The sequence below is a fragment of the Candidatus Tisiphia endosymbiont of Beris chalybata genome (genome assembly GCF_964026555.1).
GTDB lineage: Bacteria > Pseudomonadota > Alphaproteobacteria > Rickettsiales > Rickettsiaceae > Tisiphia.
The window spans coordinates 256,399-280,994 of record NZ_OZ032159.1; the positions used below are offsets into that span (position 1 = coordinate 256,399).

Below are 24,596 nucleotides of genomic sequence, written 5' to 3' on the forward strand. Positions count from 1 at the left end.
TGACAAAATAAATAATTTATAGTAATTACACATCCCATCAAATAGTTAAATAATAATTAAATAATTAATAATTGAAATAATAATTTTAGGAAATAATAATCATGTCTTTAGGTAAATTGGTTAAACAATTTGGGGGGTTAATAGTTGTTGGGGCGACCCACATTTCTATCAATTTTGCATATACTGTAGTAGGTAATAAGAGCAATAGTCAGGAGTATGATTCCGCTCCAACCCCTGGTTATGAAAGGAACCCACAGGATAGCGAGGTTGCGAAAATAGCCCTAGGGGTAGGGACAGGGGCAGGGGCGGTAATAGGGTTTGCCTGTGGGATAGCAGCCGCGTATATTGGTTATCTTTGTAGGTGGAAGATACTAAAACAAGTGGGGAAATTGTGTGGCATAGATGCAGACCCAGAGGAGCCAGCTCAACAAAGAGACCTAGATCTACTCCCCCTTACCCCCCAAGAGAGGGATTGGGAGCAGGTGGCCCCACAGCGGCCCTATGGGGCACCGCCCTCCTATAATGAATGTCTCTTGAGGGTAGAGGCGCACTCTGATACAGAGGAGGATTGGGACGCAGTTGAGGAACATTCTTCTTCCCTACACGACCGCGATGTAGAGGCGCACTCTGATACAGAGGAGGATTGGGACGCAGTTGAGGAACATTCTTCTTCCCTATACGACAGCTATGTAGAGGCGCGCTCTGTTGCAGAGGAGTATAGGGACGCACTTGTTGGGGAACATTCTTCTTCCCTACACGACAGCGATATAGTCTAAGTCTTCTGGCTTTAACTAATAAACTGTCCTTATTAGACTTACTTTCTATAACGCAAATATTAATACAAAGGAATTATGTCAAAAAATATTAAGTATATTAAAGATATTAAGAATATTACAAAACAGCTGCGTTTATCTGTGAAAGGCAGAAGTAAAGATTGTCACGATATCCCAGCACCGGATGTCGTAATGTACAAATATGCGCTATTATCAGCCCCAAGTAAAGAAGCAGTGGTCATCGCTAATAAAAATATTAATCATTTACCAGAAAAAACCTCCACAATGCAATTCGATGATAATTACAAGCAACAGCCAGACTCTAAATCATCTTGGAATAAGATTAGGGTTGAACTTAAAATTGGTAAAGGCAATAAAAAAATTATTAAGAAGACTCAATCTAGTAATGCCTGTACCAAATTAGATTATATTGAAACTTATGAAGTGGATGAGTATATTCTCAATTTAACAAGTGAGACCCCTATGGTTTTTTCCGGAGTCAGAGATTTGATATGTGCAGACTTATTAGGGAACCTTACCACCTCTTTAGGCAGTTAACTATCATATAATACTATATTAGAACTATGCTCCTTTAAATCATATCTGAGTTAAACCTTACCCAATACATTAGACCTCTTGCATAACCTAAAGATAATTGAAGAATTTTTAGGAGAAACGAAGTCGAGTACCGCAGCGTACATAGACGTACGTGAGGAACAGAGAGGAGTTTCGACGACAAAATTACCAATTAGATTAGGTTATGCAAGAGGTCTATTATAGCCAATTAGAATAGACCTGCTTTACAGCTCGCATTGAGTTGGTAATTTACATGTTGAAATAGGTGCAAAGCCGCAGCTGCCCATGCTTGTGCTGCCGTTTTGCGCCCCTCATCTCCTTCAAATGTTCTGCTGATGAGAATTTTGAAAGAGATCTAATAATATTATTAATTTTTTGTTAATGCCCTAACTTTATCTTAAGTAAAAATAATAATATGATAAGAGTTATAATTAATAGAGTTATTAAGTCAGTTATCCGGCATAGCGATAAGAATCTTAATAACGTTACTTTTTCTGGTATTGCCTCTAGCAGGACTGGTTTAGGTAGAGCCTATGAGTTATACCATTTCCCCATTATAAGCAGAGATATTAGATTGATAGAATGAGTAATTTATGATATAAAGCTAGGTAATAATGAAATAATAGGAAGTAACAAGGAAATGCCTAAAGTATCAAAAATGATAAATGACGAATTAGTATTAAAAGCAAGGGAAGCTTTGAATAACGGAGGGAAGAATGGTGTTGTAGTAACAAGATTAAAAGCCATACTAGCATCGAGTAAGCATGGTATTAAGAAAGTAGCGGAAGTTTATGATATCAACAGATCTTCGCTACATAGATGGGTTGCTCTATTTCGAGATCAAGGCATTGATGGTCTCAAGAACATAGCAAAGCCTTCTAGATCAAAATTAAATACTGCTCAAAAAGATGAGATTAAAACTTTGATAAAGAGAGACAGTAGTATTACGATTAAGAAATTAAAGATAGTGATAAAAGAAAAATTTGATATAGATATAGAAAAATCTAGTATACATAGAATGCTAGGGGCACTTGGGTTTAGGCATATTACTGGTAGAAAGAGGCATTACAAAGCTGACACATCTTCTCAAGAAGAATTCAAAAAAAAATCTACAACAAGTACACCAAGATAATCCTATGGTACCTATTTATTTTTTTGATGAGACTAGGTTTGGGACCAATACAAAACATGGTTTAGGATGGTTTGAAAAAGGCAGTAGGACTCCAGTTCCTACAAAGCTGGGATTTAAATCATTTTATCTTTATTCTGCTACAAATCATAGAGATGGAGACTCTTTTAGTTTAATTATTCCGAATGTTGATAAGGCCTGTATGCAAGTTTTTCTTAATGAATTTGCGAAACATATAACTACAAAAGTTATACTAGTGATGGATGGAGCTGGATGGCATAAAGGTCTTACAATACCAGCTAATATTGAGATTATGTACTTACCACCATATAGTCCAGAGTTAAATCCTGTAGAGAGGTTGTGGCAACATTTAAAAGATTCGGTATTAAAAAATAAAGTTTACGATTGTTTAACTAAACTTGAAGATGCTGTAATTGAATTTATTCAATCTATTTCAATAGAAACTATAAAATCTATATGTAATTGTTCATATATCTATTTATAATAGGGAAATGGTATTAGAGTTGCTCCCTTTGGTCATAGTGTTAATTGCGGCGTTTGTATGTTTAGTAAGTATCGTGGTTACGGTAGTAAAAATCGTTTATGACTATTGTAATGAGATTAATGAGGAAGATCCTGCGCCCGAAGAATCAGAGATACCAGCCCTCTCATCTCACTCTCCTGATTACGAGACTGTTGAAATTGAAGCAGAGGAAAGCAAAAAACTAACCGGTGAGATTAGGAAAGAATATAATGCGGATAGTTCCACTTCAGGGGGAGAATAAAAATTATCAGTATAAATTTGGCGTTGCCGATAAATTTCATGGGTGAGTTAGTAGACCTCTTGCATAACCTAAAGATAATTGAAGAATTTTTAGGAGAAACGAAGTCGAGTACCGCAGCGTACATAGACGTACGTGAGGAACAGAGAGGAGTTTCGACGACAAAATGACCAATTAGATTAGGTTATGCAAGAGGTCTATTGAAATAAACATAAAACGCAATATATTATATAACTATGCATCAGTAAAATATGAGGTTAACTATGGAAAATCACTGGACAAATTTAAATATTAATCAAACACAAGCCAAGAAAGGCCAACATTACCAAGCAGTGGGAAGGTCGCAAGCTCACCCATCAAATAGTTGGGCAGGAAGTCTATTGGTGCTTGGAATTTTTGTTACTAGCATAATGCTTAATAATGGTCAGGTAGAGGCAGCTACCGTGAAAACGCCACAAGCGCAGGAAAATTTAAAGGGCCAAGAGAATAGCGATAGTCAACGCAATGAAGCGGTAGAGTATCATAACCCATTTGAGCAATTATCCAAAGATATGGATAGATTATGGCATAAGATGGCGATAAGAGATCATAGCTGTCATATAATAGATGAACCCTTTATGAATAATACTAGCTTTAATAGCTATCTTAATAGTAATGATAAAGAATATATATTAAATATTGAGATACCTGGTTTTGAAAAAGAACAAGTAAAAGTTGAGCTACAGGGTGAATATATTATAATTAAAGCTCAGAAAGCTGAGAAAAGTAAGAAAGATGACTCTCATACCAATTCACAACGGCGTAGTTCATTAGACCAAAAATTGTTTCTACCAAAAGATGTGAATAAAAACGGGATTACAACTAGCTTAAAAAATGGAGTCTTAACTATTATTTTACCTAAATCTCCAATAAAAACTGAAGAGATTAAAACAATTCCTATCGGTTAAGGAGGTAAAGTCTTGGGCATTGCCAATAAAATAGTTGATGCCGGAGCATTGTCATTGTAAGAAGGCCATAAGGCCGACGAAGCAATCTCGAAAAATCCTGCAAACAAAACCAATGTTTCCTGGATTGCGGCGCACCGCAAACGCTCGCTTAGCTCATGACGTTTACGGTACCCAAGCACAATCTTTTATCGCCAACAACTATTTATCGGCAATGCCAAGTCTTGGCAGATTTGGTAAAGAAATTATTAGACCACTTCATGATTAATTGATAATTGATTGACTTAATTAATTTTTAGGAGCAATATGTATTTGTAATATATTAAGTAAGAGGTTTGTATTATGTCTAAGAGTCTTGAAGTTTTAGCTTACTATCAAGGAGAAGGTTATACAAAATTGGATTTTGGAAGGTGGTTACCTAAAGCTGCAAAAAGTGAATATGTCCCACGGGAATGGAATGATGAAAGCAAAGCTATGGCTTGTTATATGGTGGAAAAGTATCACCTTGGAGCAAAAGATTATGATAAGCATATAGCTCGACATCTTAAGTTAGGTGAGACTATTCTCTCCCTTCCTGCTGGTTATAAAATAAAGTTACCAGAGATGTCTTTAGAAGTTAGAAAGAAAATTTTGGATAATGCTCAAACCCTTTCCAATTCTGATGACAGAGATATATTAAATGCTCTCTCATTACAATTTAAGGATCATCAGTTGAGTATTATCGAGCCTGCTCCTGTGGCGGTAGTAGAGCAGACTTCAGAACCTGCTGCTCAGGCATTCTGTCAATGCCCTGCTGAGAAGCTAGCTTCTTCTTCTCCATTGCCCCCCGCTCCTCCTCCCCATGGTGCACCTCCTCCTGCTTATGAGGACGTAGTCCTCATAAGTGTGGTGCAGCAGGGCGTTCCACCAGGAGGTAATATTCACCATGAGTATGCTAGTAATGTGGTTTGGGATCAGTAGTAGGTAAAAACAAAACTCATACCAAACTATTTAGACATTTTTAATGATATAGCTTTAATAATTCAGCATTATTAAAGCTATTGATCAACTCTTCAAATTGCGAGTTATCAGAGTATTCTAAGGTAGTTTTATCTTTTATTTGGTTTCTAAACCAAGTGAGTTGTCTTTTGGCGTATTGTCGAGTTTTCGTTTGGGTTAAGGTTAATGCTTCCTGCATCGTAATCTTATTTGTTAAATATGCTAGTATTTCTTGCACGCCAATAGCTTTGGTACCTGAGGTAGTAGCAATAGGAAAATTTTTAGCCATCACCTTTACTTCTTCAATTGCTCCACTATTAAATAAAGTCTGCACCCGGGCATTACAGCTGTCATAAAGAAAATTACGTTCGGGCTGTAGGAAAAATACTTGTACCTTAAATTGTGCTAGGATAGGGATATTTTGAGTAGTATAAAATTCAAAAATAGATCTGCCAGTTTGCATACACACTTCATAGCTCCTGATAGAACGCTGCGCATCTGAAGGGTGTAGTTTTTGCCCAGCAATTTCATCTAATTTCTGTAATTTTTGAAAAAATTCTACCTGGCCAATATGAGAATGCAATTCTCGGACATATTTCCGGATTTCCGGCGATATATCTGGGATCTCATTGTAACCAAAAAGTAAAGAATTAATATATAGGCCCGTTCCTCCAATAATAATTGGTAGCTTGCCTATAGAAGTAATTTCTTTAATTGCTTCCAGAGCCTTATTGAGATATTTTACAGTTGAAAATTCCTGTTCGATAGATAAAAAGTTATAAAGAAGATATGGTATTTCCTTGCGATATATTGCTAAAGGGGAAGCAGTAATAATAGGTATTTGCTGATATATTTGCATAGAGTCACTATTAATTATTGCACCATTATATAATTTAGCTAAATGGTGCCCTAAATAGGTCTTGCCACTAGCGGTGGGGCCACAAATAATTAATATATCCTTCTTTTGCATTCAAAGCTTAGCTATATAATAATATTGACTGATCGTAGTAAACTGTATAGTTCCGCCTTAAGTATATTAAATCCTTCCAGTTCATTGGATTGATATCTTGCAATAAGGTTTGGTTCTGTATTAGAGGCCCTCAATAACCACCAGCCGATACTAGAACTAACTCTTATACCATCTATATCATTAAAAAAAATCTTTCTATCAATTAATTTTTGTTTAATTTGGTTAATGACCTTGAATTTTCTATCATCTTCTAGAGGGATTTTAATGTCTATGGGGGGCTCAATTTGAGGTAACTCCTCTATCATCTCATCTAGCGATTTGTTAGTTTTAGATAATAAATCTAGCAGTCGTAGAGCCGAATAAATCCCATCATCATAGCCATAATATTTATCAGCAAAAAACAGGTGGCCACTAACCTCTCCTGCGAGCAAAGCGTTAGTTTCTTGCATTTTATCTTTAATATAAGCATGCCCAGTTTTCCATATTACAGGATTGCCTCCATACTCTTTAATTTGATTAAATGTGGCATCACTTGTTTTTATATCCATTATAATAGTAGCATTTGGATGCTTAGCTATTACATCTTTAGCTAATATAGTAAGGATTTGTTCTGCTGTAATCACTTGTCCTGTTTTACTGATTATCCCAAGGCGGTCTGCATCTCCATCAAAAGCAATACCTACCTCACAATTTTCAGATTGCACTAGCGTAATTAGGTCGGTAAGATTAGTTAAAATGGTTGGGTCAGGATGATGAGCTGGAAAGTTACCATCTATTTCCGAATTTATTATTAAATTTTTATTTGGTAATCTGACTTTTAATAGCTCAACAATATTACCAGCTGCCCCATTGCCAGGATCCCATGCGACTTTTAACGTAGGATCTATAGTAATTTCCTGAAGAATCCGCCCAGTATATTGCTCAATTATATCTAACTCTACTACTTGACTATTTTCGGTAAAGCGGGAGGGAGTATTATCCCACGTGCTGTTACAAATGATATCGTATAAATTATGAATTTGTTTATCGTAAAATGGTTTGCCTGCTGCTAGCATCTTAAAACCATTATCTTCTTTAGGATTATGGGAGCCAGTAATCATGATACTACCACACGGTTTTAATATTTTATCTGCAAAGTATAAAGCAGGAGAGGGCACAACTCCAATTGAAAGGACGCTACCTCCCGCATCGATAATACCATTAACCAGTGCCTTATAAAGGGCAGGGGAGCTTAACCTGCCATCGCGCCCTACACATATTTTTGTAGGTTGTTCCTGCTGGAGCATTTTGGTAAAGGAAAAGCCAATTTTGTATGTCAGAAGGGCAGAAAGATCTGCAAGAGTGTTGCCTCGAATATCATAGGCTCTAAAAATTGTTTTCTTTATTTTTATTGTCATTATAATTAATTGATTACCACTATACTAAATATGTAGACTAAATAAGTGATGATAGATGAAAGATAAGTATAGATGAAAATTTTAGCCTTTGATACTGCAAATAATAGCGCCTCTGTTGCAATTTCAGACGACCAAGTAATCCTAGCTTATCTTGAAGAGCTAAGGCCTACTTTGCAAGCGGAAACTATAGTTCCTATGATTGAAGAAGCATTAAAAATAGCAGGACTATCTTACCAGCAGCTAGATTATTTAGCGGTGACTAACGGGCCAGGTAGTTTTACCGGAATTAGAATAGGGCTTTCGGTTGCGAAAGCTATAGTGTTGAGCACTAGTGTCAAGGGGACTACAGTATCAAATTTTGAGTATTCATATTTTAGGGCAAGTGCGCAGGTTCGAAATTATAGTAAAATGTTTGTCTTTCTTAACGCTTATAGAGGGCAACTATATAGCCAAGTATTTAATCAAGATGGCACCGCTTCCAAAGCGTTATTAATCACTTATGAACAAGCTATAGATTTAATAAAGAGAGAAGAGGGTATTAGAATTTGTACTGGTAGCGGGGTAGAACTAATATATGATAGGATAAAAGATCAGGAGAACGTAATAATTTTACCACGCTTTGCTAAGGTAAAAGCCTTACATATATGTCGGTATATAGCTAATAAAATATCCCTAACGCAACTTTTACCTTCTAGCATAGAGCCATTATACATCCGCCCTCCAGATGCTAAATTGCAGAGTAAAGGTATTACATCTTATTCATAGGGGTCACCCCTATAATATTAAACCCAACTCTTATAATCTTTTGGATAGCACTTGCCAAGGTCAGGCGGGCTGTGGTTAATTCTAGATCATCTTCAATTAAGAAGCGGTAATCATTATTTTCTTTCCCAAAATTCCATAAGGAATGAAATTTAGAAGCTAGGTTAACTAAATAGAAAGCTACTCTATGAGGCTCAAAATATTTTGCTGCCGCTTCTATAACTTTTGGCCAAGAAGCAAGTAGTTTGATCATTTCTATTTCTTCCTCAGTAGAAAGTAATGACAGATTATACTCGTTTTCTCTAAACTTAACATATGCAGGATACATAGTTTCTTCGGCTTTCATCAGTATGGATCTAGTACGAACATAAGCATATTGTACATAAAATATGGGGTTATCTTTTGATTGTTCTCTTACTTTAGCTAAATCAAAATCCAAAGGGGCATCGTTTTTACGGGTCAACATTATAAATCTTATTATATCTTTCCCAACTTCCGAAGTTACATCACTAACGCTCGTAAAATTGCCCTTTCGTTTTGACATTTTTACTGCCTCGCCATTATGGACAAAATTTACTAACTGACAAATTTTTACGTCTACTTTAATTTTCTTCTGCGTCAGCGCTCCTACTATCGCTTCGATTCTTTTGACATATCCAGAGTGGTCAGCTCCTAAAATATAGACTAAACGTTCGGCTCCTCGGTCTATTTTATCCTTAGCATAAGCTAGATCTGAAGCAAAATAAGTCCAGCTCCCATCAGATTTCTCTATTGATCTATCTTGAGTGTCTCCAAAATTAGTAGATTTAAACAGTCGATGAGTTTGCGGATTCCACTCCTCCTCTATTTTACCTTTTGGTGGCGGTAATTGTCCTTCATATATTAAGCCCATTTGACTCAATAGTTTCACTACTTCATCGATTTTACCATAATCATGTAAGGATTGTTCAGAGAAAAACACCTGGTGTTCAATCTCAAGATCTTTCAGATCTTTCCTGATTAAATCTAACATCTTTTCTATGCTGAATTTTTTGATTATTTCATGCCGTTTATCATCTGCTACTTCTAGTAGTCTATCCCCAAATTGTTCTACTAAGTCCTTAGCCACATCTATTAAATATTCCCCAGGATATAGCCCTTCTGGTAATGAAAGTTTTACCCCTGTTACAATTTCTTGGTAACGAAACAAGACAGCTTTAGCTAGATTATCTACTTGGGCGCCTGCATCGTTAATATAATATTCCTTAGTTACTTGATATCCTGTAGTTTCTAAAATCCGTGCTAGCGCATCCCCATAAACTGCACCCCTAGCATGGCCAATATGTAGAGGGCCTGTAGGGTTGGCAGATACATATTCGATATTGACCTTCTGGTTATTGCCGACATTGATTTGAAAAAAATCTTCATTATCCAGCAGGATATCTTTAATAGCATGATGCCAACAATCTGCAGTAAGAGTAAAATTAATAAACCCGGGTCCAGCTACCTCAATAGAGGCAATATAAGAAAGTGGAGATAGTATTTCTTTAAATTTAATAGCTAGTTCTCGCGGTTTCCCCCCTTGTTTTGAGGCGATAATCATTGCGATATTACTTGCTAGATCCCCGTTTAGATTGTCCTTCGGCATTTCTATTGTAGCTAACTGTAATATTTCGTCATTATTGCATATTTGTTGCCCTGCAATAATAATATCATTTCGTAATTTATTAAATATATTCATAAAAATTAAATGTTGTTAAAATTACAGCTATAGAACGATTGATATTCTTGTATAGCAAAACGATCTGTCATGCCTGCTATATAATCAGCGACGATAGTAGCTTTTGACTTCTCATCGTCTACAATCAACTCTTTCCAATTAAATGGTAACAAATCAACATTATTTATATATAATCTAAATAATTCTTGAATAATTTTTTGGCACTTTAAGGTCATCGCGGTTAATTTATTATTTCTATATACTTTATTAAATAAAAATTGTCTTATTTCCTTTATAGACTCTTTTGTTTCCTCTGTAAAATCGATAATCTGATAACCCAGATGTCGGATATCCATCGCGGTATCAATATTTTCTTTCTTTAAATTATTATTGGTTTGTAACAATAAATCGTTAATTAAATCACTCATTAATTTGCGTACCACTTCATAAATCAGCTTGGAAGAGCTAATATCTTTAAATTGAGATTTAATAGTACTAATGTAGCGCTCAATAAAGGTAATTTCAGATAAATGATTAAAATCAATAATTTTGGCGCCAATACTATCTTCTAAATCATGAGAGATATAACTGATATCATCAGCTAGGGCTGCTACTTGTGCTTCAGCCGAAGCATAAGTAGTTAAATCAAGGTCATTTTGAGCATTATATTCCTGAACATACTCCGAAACATTATGAAGTAAAGGACCATTATGTTTCACTATGCCTTCTAATACTTCCCAAGTTAAATTTAATCCATTATAAGAGGCATATCTTTTCTCTAATTTAGTAAGGAGCTTTAAGGAATGAGCATTGTGGGAAAAGCCCCCAAAATCTTTCATACATTCATTTAACGCTATCTCTCCTGCATGTCCAAAGGGGGTATGGCCTAAATCATGAGCTAGCGCCACGGCTTCTGCTAAATCACTTGATAAATTAAGAGTATTGGAAATAGACCTTGCCACCGTGGCGACTTCAATTGAATGAGTTAGCCTATTGCGATAGTGATCCCCTTCATGATTAATAAAAACTTGAGTTTTATATTGTAAGCGTCTAAAAGCTTTTGAATGTATTATTCGATCACGATCTCGCTCAAATTCATTCCTGTAATTAGTAGGCTGTTCTTTATATAACCTTCCTCTATTAGTAGATGGATCGCAAGCATAGGAGGCAAGCATTATATCAACTCCAAATTTAAATTGTTCAAAACTAAATAACTATATTAGGCAAAGTTGTCAATTACTTATTTCTAAGATATAAGAACCTAGTATAAAATTACTATGGAACTTTTCAAGCTTTTTAAGATCTGATGCTTGCAAAAGTAAGCCTTTAGTATTATCTTATAAATAGCCCATTCTAAATATCACACAAATATATGGCAACAAAAGTTACTAATAACACTCAGCTTATTAATAATAACATAATAATTACTGAGAATGTTTTTAAAAAAGTAGAAAAGTTAATAAAATCAGAAAATAACCTAGAGCTAGCGCTTAGAATCAGTGTAGAAGGAGGAGGGTGCTCCGGTTTTAGCTATAAATATGAACTTGTTTCTAATAATGATTTGACTGCAGATGATAGTATTTTCGAAAATGGGCTGACTAAAGTGATTATTGATGCAGAATCCAAACAACTCATGTCGGATTCTATTATAGATTTTATAGAAGAATTAGGGGGCTCCTATTTTGACATTAGTAACCCAAAAGCTAAGGGTAAATGTGGTTGTGGTAATTCTTTTTCGGTATAACTTAATTTAAGCTCTGAACTCTTAAAAGATTTACGTTAACAGAGGGAAAGTAACAAAATTAACTTGCAATTATTTTATTAAGTCTTTATATTTATGCGCACTAGCAACATGGCTTTGGTATGCCTAAATTTTGCTACTTACCATCTTAAAATACCAAACAAGGGAATATTATGCCTAAATTAAAAACAAAATCTGCCGTAAAAAAGCGTTTTAAACTTACTGCTACTGGCAAAGTGATAGGGACGCAAGCAGGCAAAAAACATTTCATGAGACGCCGTACAAAAGCTCAACTTCGTAACCTGCGAGGTACCACAATTCTTTGTGATCAAGATGCAAAGAATATTAAAAAATTCTTTATGCCCTATGGTATTTAATAATTTAAAAGAAGGGAAATGAGCTATGTCACGTGTAAAATCAGGGAAAGTTTCAAAAAATCGTCATAAAAAAATCCTTAAATTGGCCAAAGGATATAGAGGAAGGTCTAATAATTGTTTTAGTGTAGCAATTGAAAAAGTAGAAAAAGCGCTGAGTTATGCTTATAGAGATCGAAGAAACCGTAAACGTGATTTCAGAGGGCTTTGGATTCAAAGAATTAATGCCGCGGTCCGTCAATATGGGTTAGTTTACTCTCAATTTATGGGGGGGCTTAAAAAAGCGGCTATTGATATTGATCGTAAAGTGCTAGCTGAATTGGCGGTTAATAACCCGCAAGGTTTTGCTGATGTGGTGACTAAAGTAAAAGAACACTTAGCTTCCTGATATTGGTAAGGTTGTATTAGACCTCTTTCGAAACTCTGCTTTTGGTGGTAATTTGTACGTCGAGCCGGTGCTCGAATCCTCACGTACATTTAAGTATAGCTTATATCATTATGATGCGTACACGATGGCATTGCCGATAAATAGTTGATGCCGGAGCATTGTCATTGCGAGAAGGCCATAAGGCCGACGAAGCAATCTCGAAAAATCCTGCAAACAAACCAATGTTTCCTGGATTGCTGCGCGCAGCAAACGCTCGATCGCAATGACGTTTACGGTACCCAAGCACAATCTTTGATTGCCATCAACTATTTATCGGCAATGCCTACACGATAGTGTGCGGGAAGCATAGTAGTCGTGCATATTTGAAGATAAATACTCTGTACGCACCTTAATGGTCTATGTTATACACTGTGGTTTGAGGCGAAGAGCATAGTACCCTACGATTTTTGTAGGGAGGCAGAGTAAGTAGTAAGAAGTTCTATTTTTGGAGGTATTAATAAGGTGCGTATTAGTTGAGTTACAGCTATTAATGATAGATTGATAAAAGATATTTTTAATATGATCAAACCCGTAAGTAAATAATGAAAATAATTGTTTTTCAGTGGTTTTTTGGAGTTTTATACGGATTGGGTTTAGTGAATTTTGTATTAAGCCATTCTTAACTATTAAAGCTGAAGCAATAGCAGTTACCACCAATAATTTTTTGAATCTATCCAAATTTACTAAGTGACTTTTTTCAATATCAAAGCCTCCGCTTTTGAGATGCTTAAACAACCGTTCGATGGACCAGCGGTACCTATATAAAGCGAAAATATCAACCTTATACTACTTCTTCCCTCCCTAAATCAACCCTCCACCCCAAAATCGTAGGGTACTATGCTAAAGACTGCGCTCCTCACAATAAAATGATGGCTCTTGAAATCCATTGAGTATATTATATAGTCACTTAGGTTAAACTAGCTACGTTGTTGCTCGGCGCTTACCTAGTATCTCCTAGGCTTCACTCCTCGCGCCTAGTATCTAATTCAACCTAAGTGACTATAGTAAATTAATATAAATGAAGAGCTGAGATAAGTCAGATATGCTGCAGGATAGAGAAGCTAAATTTTATAAAAAAATTTATTTATTTTTTGTAGAACATTTACTTGTATTGCGCTATATGTCACTTCAAAAAAAGGAATTTAATGTTATTATCAAAAATTGTAAAAGATTATCGATTATTTGAAATATTAGTCCTAGGTATAGTGAGCGGTATGCCGTTGGCTATATTATACACTAGTTTAATTGCGTGGCTTAAAGATGATGGTATAGATATTTCCATCATTACTACTTTTGCAGTTGCTAGACTCTCTTATTCTTTAAAAGTATTCTGGTCGCCAGTAGTAGATTATTTTAAAATACCAATATTAAGTAAATTTGGTCATAGAAAAAGCTGGCTGGTAGTTTGTTGTAGTTTAATATCCTTAGTATTACTCATTATGAGCACTGTAGTACCCAGTGAATCATTAAAATCATTGTATTTTCTTACTATTTGTCTTGGATTCTTATCTGCGACATTTGATATCGCTGTTGATGCACTGAGGATAGAGAAATTCGAGTCAGCAGAGCAAGGAATTGCTAGTGCTACCGCAGTATTAGGTTATAGGGTAGGTATGTTAATTACTGGGGCAGGGGCCTTATATCTTGCTGAAGTGACAAAGGATTGGTCAGCTACCTTTATTACTATCGGAATAATTTTTGCTGTTGCAGTAATTTTTATAGTGACCGTAAAAGAGCAACAATTAGAAAGAGACAATATTAATATTTTCTCTTTTAGTGCTATAATCAGTTCAGTACTAAAACCTTTCCAAGAATTCTTTATTAGGAGATATGCTACTACAATTCTACTGGCGGTAATCTTTTTTAAGCTAGGAGATGCTATGCTGGGAGTTGTAACTATGCCATTTTATCTAGAACTAGGTTATACCAAAGGGCAAATAGCCTTAATTACTAAATTTTATGGTTTCTTTGCTACTCTGACTGGTGCTTTTGCAGGTGGGATAGTACTATATCAGCTTGGACATTTTAGAGGATTAATAATAACAGGTATTATTCAAAGTTTAACTCATATTGCCTTTATTTGGTTAAACCATCAAACCGCTAGTAATGAGGTTTTATTTATTGCAATTACTATAGAAAATTTTGCTGGGGCAATGGGTACTACTGCTCTTGTTAGCTATATTAGTAATTTATGTAATAGAAAATATTCTGCTACTCAGTACGCTTTATTAACTAGTAGTAGCAGCTTCTTTCAGAATAGTATTACTGCTTCGGGTGGAAGCCTGGTAAAAATGTTAGGTTGGGATAATTTTTTTATTCTCACAATAATTTTAGCCTTGCCAGGACTTATTATTTTGTTCTATCTTAATAAGAAAGAAGTGAAAGGTAATATAACAGGTTATAGTGAATTAAGATAAAATAACTTCACTTTAATAATTGACATTAACTATGATTACCCTAAAAAAAATATCGTTGTTCTATATTATTGCTGTAGTGATTGCAGGTGTAAGCGTTAATACTGCTTATGGCCAAGGGCAACTTGTATCGTCTCCTACTCCTACTAGCCTTGTGGTTGATTCTAACACGGGTAAAATATTATATGAAAAAAATTCTAATATCAAGATTTACCCTGCTTCCCTGACAAAGCTCATGACATTATACTTATTATTTGAAGCTATTGATTCGGGTAAATTAAGAATGACCCAGAAATTATATGTTTCAAAAAAAGCAGAAAAGATGTTGCCACTTAAATTAGGGCTTAAATCTCATGAAACTATTACTGTCAGGGACTCTATATCGGCACTTATTATTAAGTCTGCTAATGATGTAGCGGTGGTAGTAGCTGAAAATATTAAGGGTAGTGAGGAGAAATTTGTAGGGCTAATGAATTACCGTGCTAGGCAGCTTGGTATGAAATCTACCCATTTTGCTAACGCTTCGGGTTGGCATCACCCAGCGCAGAAAACTACGGCGCGGGACCTGACTAAATTGGCGCTAGCTATTAAGCGGGATTTTCCTAAACATTATCATATTTTTGCCCAGAATAGTTTTGTTTTTCGAGGTAAAGTGATAAAAGGCCATAATAAAGTTAATGAAACTTATTATGGCGCTGAGGGGCTAAAAACCGGTTATACCACTCCAGCTGGTTATAATGTTATTACTGCTGCTACGCGGCAAAACAAGTCCTTAATGGCTATTGTGACGGGCTGTAAATCTTCAGCGCTGAGAAATGACCAAATGGTCAAACTATTAGATAAACATTTTGAGTCTGCTACATCTGTTATGCCCAGTAGATCTATAGTAAAAGTAAATACTCAGCCGGTAAAATCCAGTAAAACTACCACACATGCCCAAAAAGTTAAAACAACTAAGGTAGCGCTCAACGGTAAATTAAAGACTAAAAAGAAGCTAGCTAGGAGTTAGGTTTTGTAAAGGAAATAATAACTCTTGCAAGATCAAGGGTATATACTGCTCGCACCTGAAACGTTGGTAAACGATATACTGCTCGTACTTCAAGAATTGGATTTTATTTTAAATGGCGAGCGCGCGCAGCGTACATGCTAGTACGTGAGCACGTGAGTCCATGATAAAATAAAAAAACAATTTTTGAAAGACGAGTAGTATAGAATCAACTTCAAGAAGAGCGAGGAGGGTCAAAGTCGAGCAGCGTAGCGTACTAAAGTATAGCCAAAGTGATTTAGCTGGTGACAGTTGAATTTAAAGGTGAGGTTGCGCAGCGTATAGAGAATACGTGAGCACAACCGAATCCTGCAAAATCAAGTGTCACCAGCTAAATGCCGCAGGCTATATGTGAGCAGCCTCGATCTTTAGGGCACGACGAAGTCAATTCTTGAAGTATGAGCAGTATATTAGATAGTATTATTAGTAATTTGAGTTATAATTTCCATTAATTCTTCGTTCCTATAGGGTTTATGGATTAAATAAGTTTTCTGTTCATCTAACAGAGATTTAAGCTCATCATAATTGTTAGTTAAGCCGCTTTGAAATACTATCGGGATATGCGCTGAATTTTCATTTTCTCTAATTTGTTTATATACTTCATAGCCGCTTATATCTGGGAGAACAATATCTAAGAGAATTAAATCAATCTTGTTAAAAAAGATTTTGGTTAAATTAATTGCTTCTTTACCGCTATAAGCGCTGATAATTTTGAATCTTTGCTCATAAGTAAATATTAAGTTGGCTGATTCATGACAAGTGACTTCATCATCGACAAGGAGTATATTAAATTGCTTTCTATTAGGTTTAATAAGTACTCGAGGTTTTCTTTGGTTATAAGCAGGAATCATAAATACTAGTTTGGCGCCTATATCATAATTATTTTCAGCGTAAATATAGCCTTTATGCGCCGTAACAATCTCTCGACAAATCGTTAACCCAATACCGGTACCTATGAAATTTTTGTTAGTTCTGGAACTACGGGTAAATATTTCGAAAATTGATTCAAGCTCTGAAGCAGGAATTCCTACTCCCGTATCCGAGATAGTAAAACGCCAATATAATTTATTATCATAATTTATTGAATTAATGGTAGCAGTAATTGTTCCCTCACAGGTGTATTTTATAGCATTATTAAACAGGTTATTTAATAATTGATTGATTCTAGCTTTATCACCTTTAATCATGGCTTTTTTTATCCCATGCTCCTCCAGCTCAATTTTCACTTTATTATTAAAGACATTTAATTCTACTAGCTGTTGTACTATATTTTTGATGCAAGCGAGTAAATCTATAGGAGTAAAGTAAAAGACCATTTTACCTGTACTAAATTTTGATAAATCTAATAATTCATCAGTTAATTTTATAATACGCCGATTATTTTTAGCTAGTACTCCAATTTGTTTTTTCCGTTCCTGTTCACTAAGTTTATCCCAATTTTCATATAAAAATTGAGATATATTACTAACTCCATGAATTGAAGATCTGACTTCATGGGATATATGATCAAGAATATTATTCTGTGCAAATAATTTTTTTTCTAACTCTAAAATTTTATTTTTTGAATTATTTCTAAATGTATTTAACCATGACAACATCTTCGACCTATAAATATAGAAAAAATTAGAAAACAAAGCTACCCCTCCCTGTCAGCCACTAGCTTGCTCGATAACTTGAGTAATAAGTTTATACATTTAGGTTCTATGAAGGAAATTTTGATAGAAGTGATTTGTAGAGCGTTTTAATCGAAAAATAGTGGAAATTTTGTCGGAATAGTGTACCTATTTCAAAAAATTTTTGCTATTTTGCAGAGAAAATACGCATAAATCAAGCTATAAAATTTCCTTTACAGAGCCTAGGATGGGCGCTCGTGAGGATTGTCATGCTGACCCAGCTCTACTAGGTTCTGTGAAGGTTTCTATGTAATGAGTAGATTTATACTGCTCGTACTTCAAGAATTGGATTTTATTTTAAATGGCGAGCGTTTGCTGCGTACAACTAAGTACGTGAGCACGTGAGTCCATGATAAAATAAAAAAACAATTTTTGAAAGGCGAGTAGTATATAGGCATTTTTGCTCACAGAACCTAGTATAAATAATTACTCAAACACTTGTCTTAAGGTTATGGCAGCAGAGACAGTACCTTCATCAAGATAATCCAGTTCACCGCCTATCGGTATGCCGCTAGCTAACCTGGATATTTTTATTTTATAATCTTTGAAATATTCAGCAATAAAATAAGCCATTGTTTGGCCTTCTAAAGTGGAATTAGTTGCAATCATTATTTCTTTAATATTATTGTTCTGACATCTAGTTAATAGCTCAGGTAATCGCAGTATTGTAGGATTTTGTCTACTGGCGACTGATAAATTGTTCCCAAGGACATGATAATGTCCATTAAAAATTCCACTACGTTCTATGGCCCAAAGTTCTATAACTGTATCCACAATAGCTATAATAGCGTCATTACGGCTGTGAGATAAGCATATCCTACAAATATTATTTGAGTCAATATTACCGCAAACAGTACATTTTAAGACATTATTATCCACCGATGAAAGAGCAGCAATTAAACTTTTTAGTCTTATATCTTTTTCTTGTAACAGATGTAAGACTATCCGCCTAGCAGACCTTTGACCCAGCCCTGGCAATTTAGAAAATAGATAGATCAGTTGATCTATTTCATTTAACTGATGCGCCATTTATATCATTTATTTCTTACCCCTTGGTTTCTTATCTACCTAGAGAAAATTTTCAATAGCAATAATTTATTAAGCACTTCCTTATAAATAAGCTTAATTTATCGCTTAATAACTACTGTTTGAGCCATTTTATCATGTAAGGCTTGCCGCTGTTTAGAAACCACTATAGACCAAATACCAAATAATGCTGTAAAATAACCGCAAAATCTTTTGATAAATTGCCATTTGCCAGGTTGCTCAAGCGTTACTGCATTAACTATTTTCATATGCATAATCATCTTACCAGGAGTAGCACCGTAATAAACCCAAAAACTGATAAAATATGTTCCCACTATAATAATATTAACTATTGCCATTAGCGCAATAAATATTAACAAATTGCTAAAATTGTTCACTGCAAGCGCCTCTAGATTTTCTGCACTCTTTATTAATATTTCTGCAATATTTACCTTAAAAAGAAACTCAGACAATTTGAAAGAGATAAAAGTAGTGAGTGGAGTTGAAAGTATTGCCAATAGGAATAAATCTAAAGTGGTGGCAAACATTCTAGGAATAAGGGCAGGGTAAATGATTTGCTTTTTCATTTTTTTATTAGGGGCCTGTTATTAATTCAAACATATTTTATAGTAGCCTATTGTAATATAAAATCTAGGCTATTACCAAGCATAATATCTAGAGAGGTACTAGAAAAAGGGGCTAACTTAAGAGTAGTATTAATATCGATATATTGTTTAGGTAATAATTTAATATTTTTTTGATCTAATATATAAGTTTTAACCGGCATATCTTGTTTGTCTAGTAACCTAACTCTAGTTAGTGGTATTATTATATCCTCATTATCATGATTGGTTATCCTATAGGAGACTTTAAGCTGGTTATTATCTGTTGTATGGTCCGCTTGTATATTGTCTATCATTAACTTATTATTGTGAAATTTAGGTAAAGCCAATATATTGAGTTTTTCATGAAATAATATGTACAATAAGAGAAAAATTAAATTAATCAATATAATAGATACATTATTAGAAGGTTGAGGAATATTAATCGGTAATAATACTGGCAGATTAGTGCCTTTATGCGCGTAAACTAAATTATCAGCTTTATGAGATACAGAGTTCTTAATTTCATCAGGCTGTACCGGCTTATTGGTAGCGGGGATAGATTGTTCTTGATTGTTAGCATTTGAAGGGGCCTCAGTCACAAATTCTGGTTTTTGATACCATATATGTTGGCAATTTGAACATTTAACCTTTCGTCCATTGGTTCCTATCTGGTCTGGGAAGAGGGAGAAGCTAGTGTGGCAACGTGGGCAAGTAATACTCATGATAATTTCATAACTAATTTAAGACTTTGGTATAAGTTGACTTAAAAATAAAGTTATTTATGATTTTTATCAAGTGCTTATCAAGGATACTATGCAAAAACATATAAAGCTTATAGAAGAATTTTGGGAAGGACGTGACAAATTAACCAAAGGTTCAGAACAGACGGAGTATTTAATACAAATATTGAATGAGATTATTAATGCTTTGAATGAAGGAGTAATAAGAGTTTGTGAAAAGCAAGGACAAGAATGGCAAGTGAATTATTGGCTAAAAAAAGCGTTATTACTATATTTTCTTGTTACTGACTCGCAAGTTTATGCGGGGGATTGTATCAAATGGTATGATAAAATTAATCCCAGATTTTCTCACGATACCTCAGAAGCATTGTTTAAAAAGCACTTATGCCGTATAGTACCCGGGGCGTTTATAAGAACAGGCAGTTATATAGGAAAAAATGTAGTAGTTATGCCTTCCTTTATCAATATAGGGGCCTATATAGGGGACGGTACTATGATTGATAGCTGGGCTACCGTTGGCTCATGTGCACAAATAGGAAAAAATTGTCATATTTCTGGTGGTACAGGAATTGGGGGGGTATTAGAACCCATTCAAAATAAACCTGTAATAATTGAAGATAATTGTTTTATAGGAGCAAGATCAGAAATAGCTGAAGGGGTGATAGTAGAAGAGGGCAGCGTAATTAGTATGGGAGTATTTATTGGGGCTTCTACCAAGATAGTTGAGAGAGAAAGCGGTAAGATAATATATGGTAAAGTGCCTGCCTATTCAGTAGTAGTACCTGGCAGCATGCCCTCTAGTATAGGGAAACCAAGTTTATATTGCGCCGTAATCGTAAAACAAGTTGACCATATTACTCGAAGTAAAGTATCTATAAATGATTTATTAAGAACCTAAAATAGTATTAATATGATGAATTTAAAGGTAATAACCTAATGACCAATTTAAAAGTAATAATCCAAACAAAAGCTCTGACGCATGCCTTAACCTTTGCTAACTCGGTGGTAGAAAAACGTAATGTAATTGCTGAACTTAGTAATATTAAATTAACCACCCATGATGGTAAGTTAGAGTTAATTACTACTAATATGGAAATATATTTGAGCCAAAAAATTCCTGCCCAAATAGTAAGTGAGGGTGAAATAACTGTCTCTACTAAGACCCTTAGCGATATAGTCAAAAAAATCTCGGATAATGAAATAACTCTTACTATCTCGCCTGAAACTGCGCAGCTGGAAGTGTTAGGGCAGAATTGCACCTTTAATTTATTGACGCTACCTGTGGCTCAATTTCCAACTTTAGATGAGATAAGCAGTGAATACACTTTTCAAATTCCTTGCCGGGACTTTGCGAAGATGATTGATAGTACTTTATTTTCTATATCAACGGATGAAACTAGATACAATTTAAATGGTGTGTATTTCTGTATCAAAGCAGGAGAATGTAGGGCCGCTAGTACGGATGGCCATAGGCTGTCGGTTTCCGTAGTACCAATAGAAAATAGTGCAAAAGAATTTGGGGTTATTCTACCTAAAAAGACTTTAGAGGAGATTGTGAAGATCGCTAAAGATCCTAAAAATATTCAACTAGATATGAAAGTTTTTTTAAGTGTTAACAAGATTAAATTTGTATGCGATGATATTATTATGGTATCTAAACTTATTGACGGTACTTTTCCTGATTACCAATCCTTTATTCCAGTAGACAACAATTCAAAACTTACTATTAATACTAAATTATTATCGGAAGTGATTGATAGGGTAGCCACCATTACTATTGATAAGTTCCAAGCAATTAAGTTGGTATTATCCAAAGATTCAGTCGAAATAACTGCTTCAGGAGAAACAAGGGGAATAGCTAAAGAAGTTATCCTCTCTTCCATAGATGCGAGTAATTTATGTATATTTGAGGCTGAAGATACGTTGTCTATAGGTTTTAATCCTAAATATATTATGGACAGTTTAAATGCATTAGCAAATGCTATCAAAGCAAGCCAAGTAGAGCTGCACTTTTCTAGCGCCTCTTCGCCAATGTTATTAAAGCCCGTGGATAACTCCCCTGAACTTTTTGTCATCATGCCAGTAAAAGTATAAAATTTATCGGTTTCTCTGCAGAAGCAATAGACATCTAGCGGTTGAATGGTTAATAGTTTAGTTAACATCTAATAATTTTTTAATTAAATATTGCCAAATTCGCTATAAAACTGTATAATAATAATTTAATTAATTAAGGGATAGATATATGCCTTACACAGTGAAAGAGCTTAAATTAGTCGGAAGTTACGCGCCGGAGCGTAAGATAGGGGGCATATTACTGCCCGCTGGGAAATGGCAACATTTGGAACCCCCGCGTAAGAATGATGAGGGCCCGGGTAAGCCAAAAGTGGCCATAAAGGATAGTTGGGATGATAAAGCTAAAGATTTTACCAATAAATCTTTAGCTGACAATCCTAAGATTAAGATAGTATTCAATCAAGGAACTGTATATATATCCGATGCTGGTTTTCAAGAAATTGTAAACCAGGCTGTATATAAAGATGGGGTTAAGATAGAAGACCTTCCTAAGTTTTACCAACAGGAAGTACTTCCGTTTATGGATATTGATCAACCTTCCCACAGTGATGTATCTGGTAGCGGCGCAGCAAGTTCTAGTAATGTTGTGACTTTAGTCGGGAGGGACGAAGAAATCAAGAAAACTCCTGATGAGAGAATTAAGCAGATAGAGGAAGCCAGCCAGCCAGTTACAGCACTACTAGGTAATGAAGAATATGTTATTCTAGAATCAAATCTATCAAATCATGATGACTATGTAAGGTTAGTATCAACCGCTGGAGCTTCATACGATTTAGATTAATAACCTTTACTATTTATATTACAGAAATTGCTTTTTTGTGTTGTAAATAAACCAACTATGTTTTAGGGATAATCCTAAAGAGCTTATCCCTAAAAAAGATATACTCCTTTCGAAACTCTACCCGAGATGATCATTTGTATGTCGAATCTAGGCTCGAATCCTCACATACATTTAAGTACGCTGTGGTTTGGAGCGAAGAGTCTCCTTCAAATTCCCTGCGCGATGCGAGTTTCGCAAGAAGTCTAATAACGCGAGTTTAGGATAAGCACAACGAGGGATTAACAGAAGTAACTAATTTTAAGCTAAGTTTTTTAATAGACCTCTTGCATAACCTAATCTAATTGGTAATTTTGTCGTCGAAACTCCTCTCTGTTCCTCACGTACGTCTATGTACGCTGCGGTACTCGACTTCGTTTCTCCTAAAAATTCTTCAATTATCTTTAGGTTATGCAAGAGGTCTAATAGCATATCCTACCACACAAGCCAAAATATGGACTAGGAAATTAACAGATGATCTATTCCTTGAATGTTCTAGATTCATGCTGTTTTTTAGTACATTAAATACTGACTCAATTAGGGATCTCTTCTTTAACAGTTCTTTATCTTCTATTCCAAGTAAATGTATTTTTATATCTTTGCGAATACTGCTAAATAAACGTAAGCTTTTAGCAAAAAGTTTGTTAAATATCTCCTTTGATATATAAGCCTTATCACCAAATAATTTACCTTCTAACCCTTGAGTCATAGACAAAACAGTAGAGATATCACTTCTATTTCCTTTAGTAATTTTAACTGCCATTATCTCTCCTTTATTGTTAATAATTAAATAGACCTCTTGCATCACCTAAAGATAATTGAAGAATTTTTAGGAGAAACGAAGTCGAGTACCGCAGCGTACATAGACGTACGTGAGGAACAGAGAGGAGTTTCGACGACAAAATTACCAATTAGATTAGGTTATGCAAGAGGGCTAATGTAATTTAAATCCCATAAACCACCCATAACTACTCATACCAATTTTAGCAATTTTACCAAATACTTTATTGCTACCAGTACGTTTATTATGGCAAATTGCTAATTTAGTAGAGTCAATGAAATATATCCCTGTATCTTCTCCTCTTAATAATTGCATTAACAATGCTAATGGTAGTATTAACCTAGGCCACAGCTGAATTATACCATTTCCCTATTATAAATAGATATATGAACAATTACATATAGATTTTATAGTTTCTATTGAAATAGATTGAATAAATTCAATTACAGCATCTTCAAGTTTAGTTAAACAATCGTAAACTTTATTTTTTAATACCGAATCTTTTAAATGTTGCCACAACCTCTCTACAGGATTTAACTCTGGACTATATGGTGGTAAGTACATAATCTCAATATTAGCTGGTATTGTAAGACCTTTATGCCATCCAGCTCCATCCATCACTAGTATAACTTTTGTAGTTATATGTTTCGCAAATTCATTAAGAAAAACTTGCATACAGGCCTTATCAACATTCGGAATAATTAAACTAAAAGAGTCTCCATCTCTATGATTTGTAGCAGAATAAAGATAAAATGATTTAAATCCCAGCTTTGTAGGAACTGGAGTCCTACTGCCTTTTTCAAACCATCCTAAACCATGTTTTGTATTGGTCCCAAACCTAGTCTCATCAAAAAAATAAATAGGTACCAT

The 24,596-nt window shown here is 34.9% G+C and carries 29 protein-coding genes and 2 pseudogenes; 18 read left to right on the top strand and 13 right to left on the bottom strand.

What is annotated here, in order from left to right; genetic code table 11:
• The first annotated feature begins 101 nt into the window (after positions 1-101).
• The 9 genes from AAGD44_RS01270 (at position 102) to AAGD44_RS01310 (ending at position 5,164) form a co-directional block, all read left to right on the top strand.
• Positions 102-776 carry a hypothetical protein gene (locus AAGD44_RS01270; protein ID WP_341764244.1) on the top strand — a complete coding sequence of 225 codons (675 nt, stop codon included), beginning with the start codon at positions 102-104 and terminating at the stop codon, positions 774-776.
• Positions 777-851: 75 nt separating this feature from the next.
• Positions 852-1,331, top strand: coding sequence for a hypothetical protein (locus AAGD44_RS01275; protein ID WP_341764245.1), 480 nt, complete (start codon positions 852-854; stop codon positions 1,329-1,331).
• 78 nt (positions 1,332-1,409) lie between these two features.
• Positions 1,410-1,553, top strand: coding sequence for a palindromic element RPE1 domain-containing protein (locus tag AAGD44_RS01280; RefSeq protein WP_341764081.1), 144 nt, complete (start codon positions 1,410-1,412; stop codon positions 1,551-1,553).
• Between the two features lie 211 nt (positions 1,554-1,764).
• Positions 1,765-1,935, top strand: coding sequence for a hypothetical protein (locus tag AAGD44_RS01285; RefSeq protein ID WP_341764246.1), 171 nt, complete (start codon positions 1,765-1,767; stop codon positions 1,933-1,935).
• A 54-nt stretch (positions 1,936-1,989) separates the two neighbouring features.
• A complete protein-coding gene (locus AAGD44_RS01290; protein WP_341763541.1) occupies positions 1,990-2,481 on the top strand; it encodes a helix-turn-helix domain-containing protein in 492 nt (163 codons plus the stop codon).
• Positions 2,482-2,485: 4 nt separating this feature from the next.
• Complete coding sequence (locus tag AAGD44_RS01295; protein WP_341763542.1) at positions 2,486-2,983, top strand: IS630 family transposase; 498 nt, start codon at positions 2,486-2,488, stop codon at positions 2,981-2,983.
• 7 nt (positions 2,984-2,990) lie between these two features.
• Positions 2,991-3,263, top strand: a complete 273-nt coding sequence (locus AAGD44_RS01300) for a hypothetical protein (protein ID WP_341764247.1) — start codon at positions 2,991-2,993, stop codon at positions 3,261-3,263.
• Positions 3,264-3,523: 260 nt separating this feature from the next.
• Positions 3,524-4,207 carry an Hsp20/alpha crystallin family protein gene (locus AAGD44_RS01305; RefSeq protein ID WP_341764248.1) on the top strand — a complete coding sequence of 228 codons (684 nt, stop codon included), beginning with the start codon at positions 3,524-3,526 and terminating at the stop codon, positions 4,205-4,207.
• Positions 4,208-4,546: 339 nt separating this feature from the next.
• Positions 4,547-5,164, top strand: coding sequence for a hypothetical protein (locus tag AAGD44_RS01310; RefSeq protein ID WP_341764249.1), 618 nt, complete (start codon positions 4,547-4,549; stop codon positions 5,162-5,164).
• A 40-nt stretch (positions 5,165-5,204) separates the two neighbouring features.
• Here AAGD44_RS01310 and miaA read toward each other — a convergent pair whose 3' ends face one another.
• Positions 5,205-6,152, bottom strand: a complete 948-nt coding sequence (gene miaA / locus AAGD44_RS01315) for a tRNA (adenosine(37)-N6)-dimethylallyltransferase MiaA (protein WP_341764250.1) — start codon at positions 6,150-6,152, stop codon at positions 5,205-5,207.
• Between the two features lie 11 nt (positions 6,153-6,163).
• Positions 6,164-7,543, bottom strand: a complete 1,380-nt coding sequence (locus AAGD44_RS01320) for a phosphomannomutase/phosphoglucomutase (protein ID WP_410521002.1) — start codon at positions 7,541-7,543, stop codon at positions 6,164-6,166.
• 78 nt (positions 7,544-7,621) lie between these two features.
• On the opposite strand from AAGD44_RS01320, the gene tsaB reads away from it, so the two are divergent.
• The gene (tsaB, locus tag AAGD44_RS01325; protein WP_341764252.1) at positions 7,622-8,314 is read left to right on the top strand and encodes a tRNA (adenosine(37)-N6)-threonylcarbamoyltransferase complex dimerization subunit type 1 TsaB; all 693 of its coding nucleotides are present in this window, start codon (positions 7,622-7,624) and stop codon (positions 8,312-8,314) included.
• Here the strand turns inward: tsaB and argS are convergent.
• Complete coding sequence (gene argS, locus AAGD44_RS01330; RefSeq protein ID WP_341764253.1) at positions 8,298-10,031, bottom strand: arginine--tRNA ligase; 1,734 nt, start codon at positions 10,029-10,031, stop codon at positions 8,298-8,300. The two genes, tsaB and argS, sit on opposite strands and share 17 nt — an antisense overlap.
• Positions 10,032-10,036: 5 nt before the next feature.
• Entirely contained in the window at positions 10,037-11,185 is a 1,149-nt protein-coding gene (locus AAGD44_RS01335; RefSeq protein WP_341764254.1) for a deoxyguanosinetriphosphate triphosphohydrolase, read from the bottom strand.
• A 197-nt stretch (positions 11,186-11,382) separates the two neighbouring features.
• On the opposite strand from AAGD44_RS01335, the gene AAGD44_RS01340 reads away from it, so the two are divergent.
• The 3 genes from AAGD44_RS01340 (at position 11,383) to rplT (ending at position 12,513) form a co-directional block, all read left to right on the top strand.
• Positions 11,383-11,754 (top strand): HesB/IscA family protein, encoded by a 372-nt coding sequence (locus AAGD44_RS01340; protein WP_341764255.1) that lies wholly within the window; start codon positions 11,383-11,385, stop codon positions 11,752-11,754.
• Between the two features lie 170 nt (positions 11,755-11,924).
• On the top strand, positions 11,925-12,128 hold the full coding sequence (rpmI, locus tag AAGD44_RS01345) for a 50S ribosomal protein L35 (protein WP_341764256.1): 204 nt from the start codon (positions 11,925-11,927) through the stop codon (positions 12,126-12,128).
• A gap of 25 nt (positions 12,129-12,153) precedes the next feature.
• A complete protein-coding gene (gene rplT, locus AAGD44_RS01350; RefSeq protein ID WP_341764257.1) occupies positions 12,154-12,513 on the top strand; it encodes a 50S ribosomal protein L20 in 360 nt (119 codons plus the stop codon).
• 396 nt (positions 12,514-12,909) lie between these two features.
• On the opposite strand, the gene AAGD44_RS01360 is transcribed toward rplT, so the two are convergent.
• A complete protein-coding gene (locus AAGD44_RS01360) occupies positions 12,910-13,326 on the bottom strand; it encodes a transposase (protein WP_341764643.1) in 417 nt (138 codons plus the stop codon).
• Between the two features lie 371 nt (positions 13,327-13,697).
• Here AAGD44_RS01360 and AAGD44_RS01365 point away from each other — a divergent pair, with 371 nt between their 5' ends.
• Both AAGD44_RS01365 and AAGD44_RS01370 read left to right on the top strand, forming a co-directional pair.
• The gene (locus tag AAGD44_RS01365) at positions 13,698-14,969 is read left to right on the top strand and encodes an AmpG family muropeptide MFS transporter (protein ID WP_341764258.1); all 1,272 of its coding nucleotides are present in this window, start codon (positions 13,698-13,700) and stop codon (positions 14,967-14,969) included.
• Between the two features lie 31 nt (positions 14,970-15,000).
• Positions 15,001-15,975 carry a D-alanyl-D-alanine carboxypeptidase family protein gene (locus tag AAGD44_RS01370; RefSeq protein ID WP_341764259.1) on the top strand — a complete coding sequence of 325 codons (975 nt, stop codon included), beginning with the start codon at positions 15,001-15,003 and terminating at the stop codon, positions 15,973-15,975.
• Positions 15,976-16,421: 446 nt separating this feature from the next.
• Here the strand turns inward: AAGD44_RS01370 and AAGD44_RS01375 are convergent, their stop codons facing one another.
• From AAGD44_RS01375 to AAGD44_RS07785, 5 genes and pseudogenes are all read right to left on the bottom strand, one after another.
• On the bottom strand, positions 16,422-17,609 hold the full coding sequence (locus AAGD44_RS01375) for a hybrid sensor histidine kinase/response regulator (protein WP_341764260.1): 1,188 nt from the start codon (positions 17,607-17,609) through the stop codon (positions 16,422-16,424).
• Positions 17,610-18,110: 501 nt separating this feature from the next.
• Positions 18,111-18,713, bottom strand: coding sequence for a recombination mediator RecR (gene recR / locus AAGD44_RS01380; protein WP_341764261.1), 603 nt, complete (start codon positions 18,711-18,713; stop codon positions 18,111-18,113).
• A gap of 98 nt (positions 18,714-18,811) precedes the next feature.
• Positions 18,812-19,297: an RDD family protein gene (locus AAGD44_RS01385; RefSeq protein WP_341764262.1), complete on the bottom strand. Its 486-nt coding sequence runs from the start codon at positions 19,295-19,297 to the stop codon at positions 18,812-18,814.
• Positions 19,298-19,344: 47 nt separating this feature from the next.
• Positions 19,345-19,914: a hypothetical protein gene (locus tag AAGD44_RS01390; RefSeq protein WP_341764263.1), complete on the bottom strand. Its 570-nt coding sequence runs from the start codon at positions 19,912-19,914 to the stop codon at positions 19,345-19,347.
• A gap of 24 nt (positions 19,915-19,938) precedes the next feature.
• Positions 19,939-20,037 (bottom strand): annotated as a pseudogene (locus AAGD44_RS07785) (zinc-ribbon domain-containing protein); the annotation flags it as partial.
• A gap of 91 nt (positions 20,038-20,128) precedes the next feature.
• Between AAGD44_RS07785 and dapD the strand changes: the two are divergent.
• From dapD to AAGD44_RS01405, 3 genes are all read left to right on the top strand, one after another.
• Positions 20,129-20,953: a 2,3,4,5-tetrahydropyridine-2,6-dicarboxylate N-succinyltransferase gene (gene dapD, locus AAGD44_RS01395; RefSeq protein WP_341764264.1), complete on the top strand. Its 825-nt coding sequence runs from the start codon at positions 20,129-20,131 to the stop codon at positions 20,951-20,953.
• A gap of 38 nt (positions 20,954-20,991) precedes the next feature.
• Entirely contained in the window at positions 20,992-22,149 is a 1,158-nt protein-coding gene (gene dnaN, locus AAGD44_RS01400) for a DNA polymerase III subunit beta (RefSeq protein ID WP_341764265.1), read from the top strand.
• 148 nt (positions 22,150-22,297) lie between these two features.
• Positions 22,298-22,909, top strand: a complete 612-nt coding sequence (locus AAGD44_RS01405; RefSeq protein WP_341764266.1) for a hypothetical protein — start codon at positions 22,298-22,300, stop codon at positions 22,907-22,909.
• 297 nt (positions 22,910-23,206) lie between these two features.
• Here the strand turns inward: AAGD44_RS01405 and AAGD44_RS01415 are convergent, their stop codons facing one another.
• The 3 genes and pseudogenes from AAGD44_RS01415 to AAGD44_RS01435 form a co-directional block, all read right to left on the bottom strand.
• On the bottom strand, positions 23,207-23,362 hold the full coding sequence (locus tag AAGD44_RS01415) for a palindromic element RPE1 domain-containing protein (protein WP_341764267.1): 156 nt from the start codon (positions 23,360-23,362) through the stop codon (positions 23,207-23,209).
• A pseudogene (locus AAGD44_RS07790) lies at positions 23,355-24,041 on the bottom strand (transposase). The gene AAGD44_RS01415 and the pseudogene AAGD44_RS07790 overlap by 8 nt, the downstream one beginning before the upstream one ends.
• Positions 24,042-24,098: 57 nt before the next feature.
• Complete coding sequence (locus AAGD44_RS01435) at positions 24,099-24,596, bottom strand: IS630 family transposase (RefSeq protein WP_341763542.1); 498 nt, start codon at positions 24,594-24,596, stop codon at positions 24,099-24,101.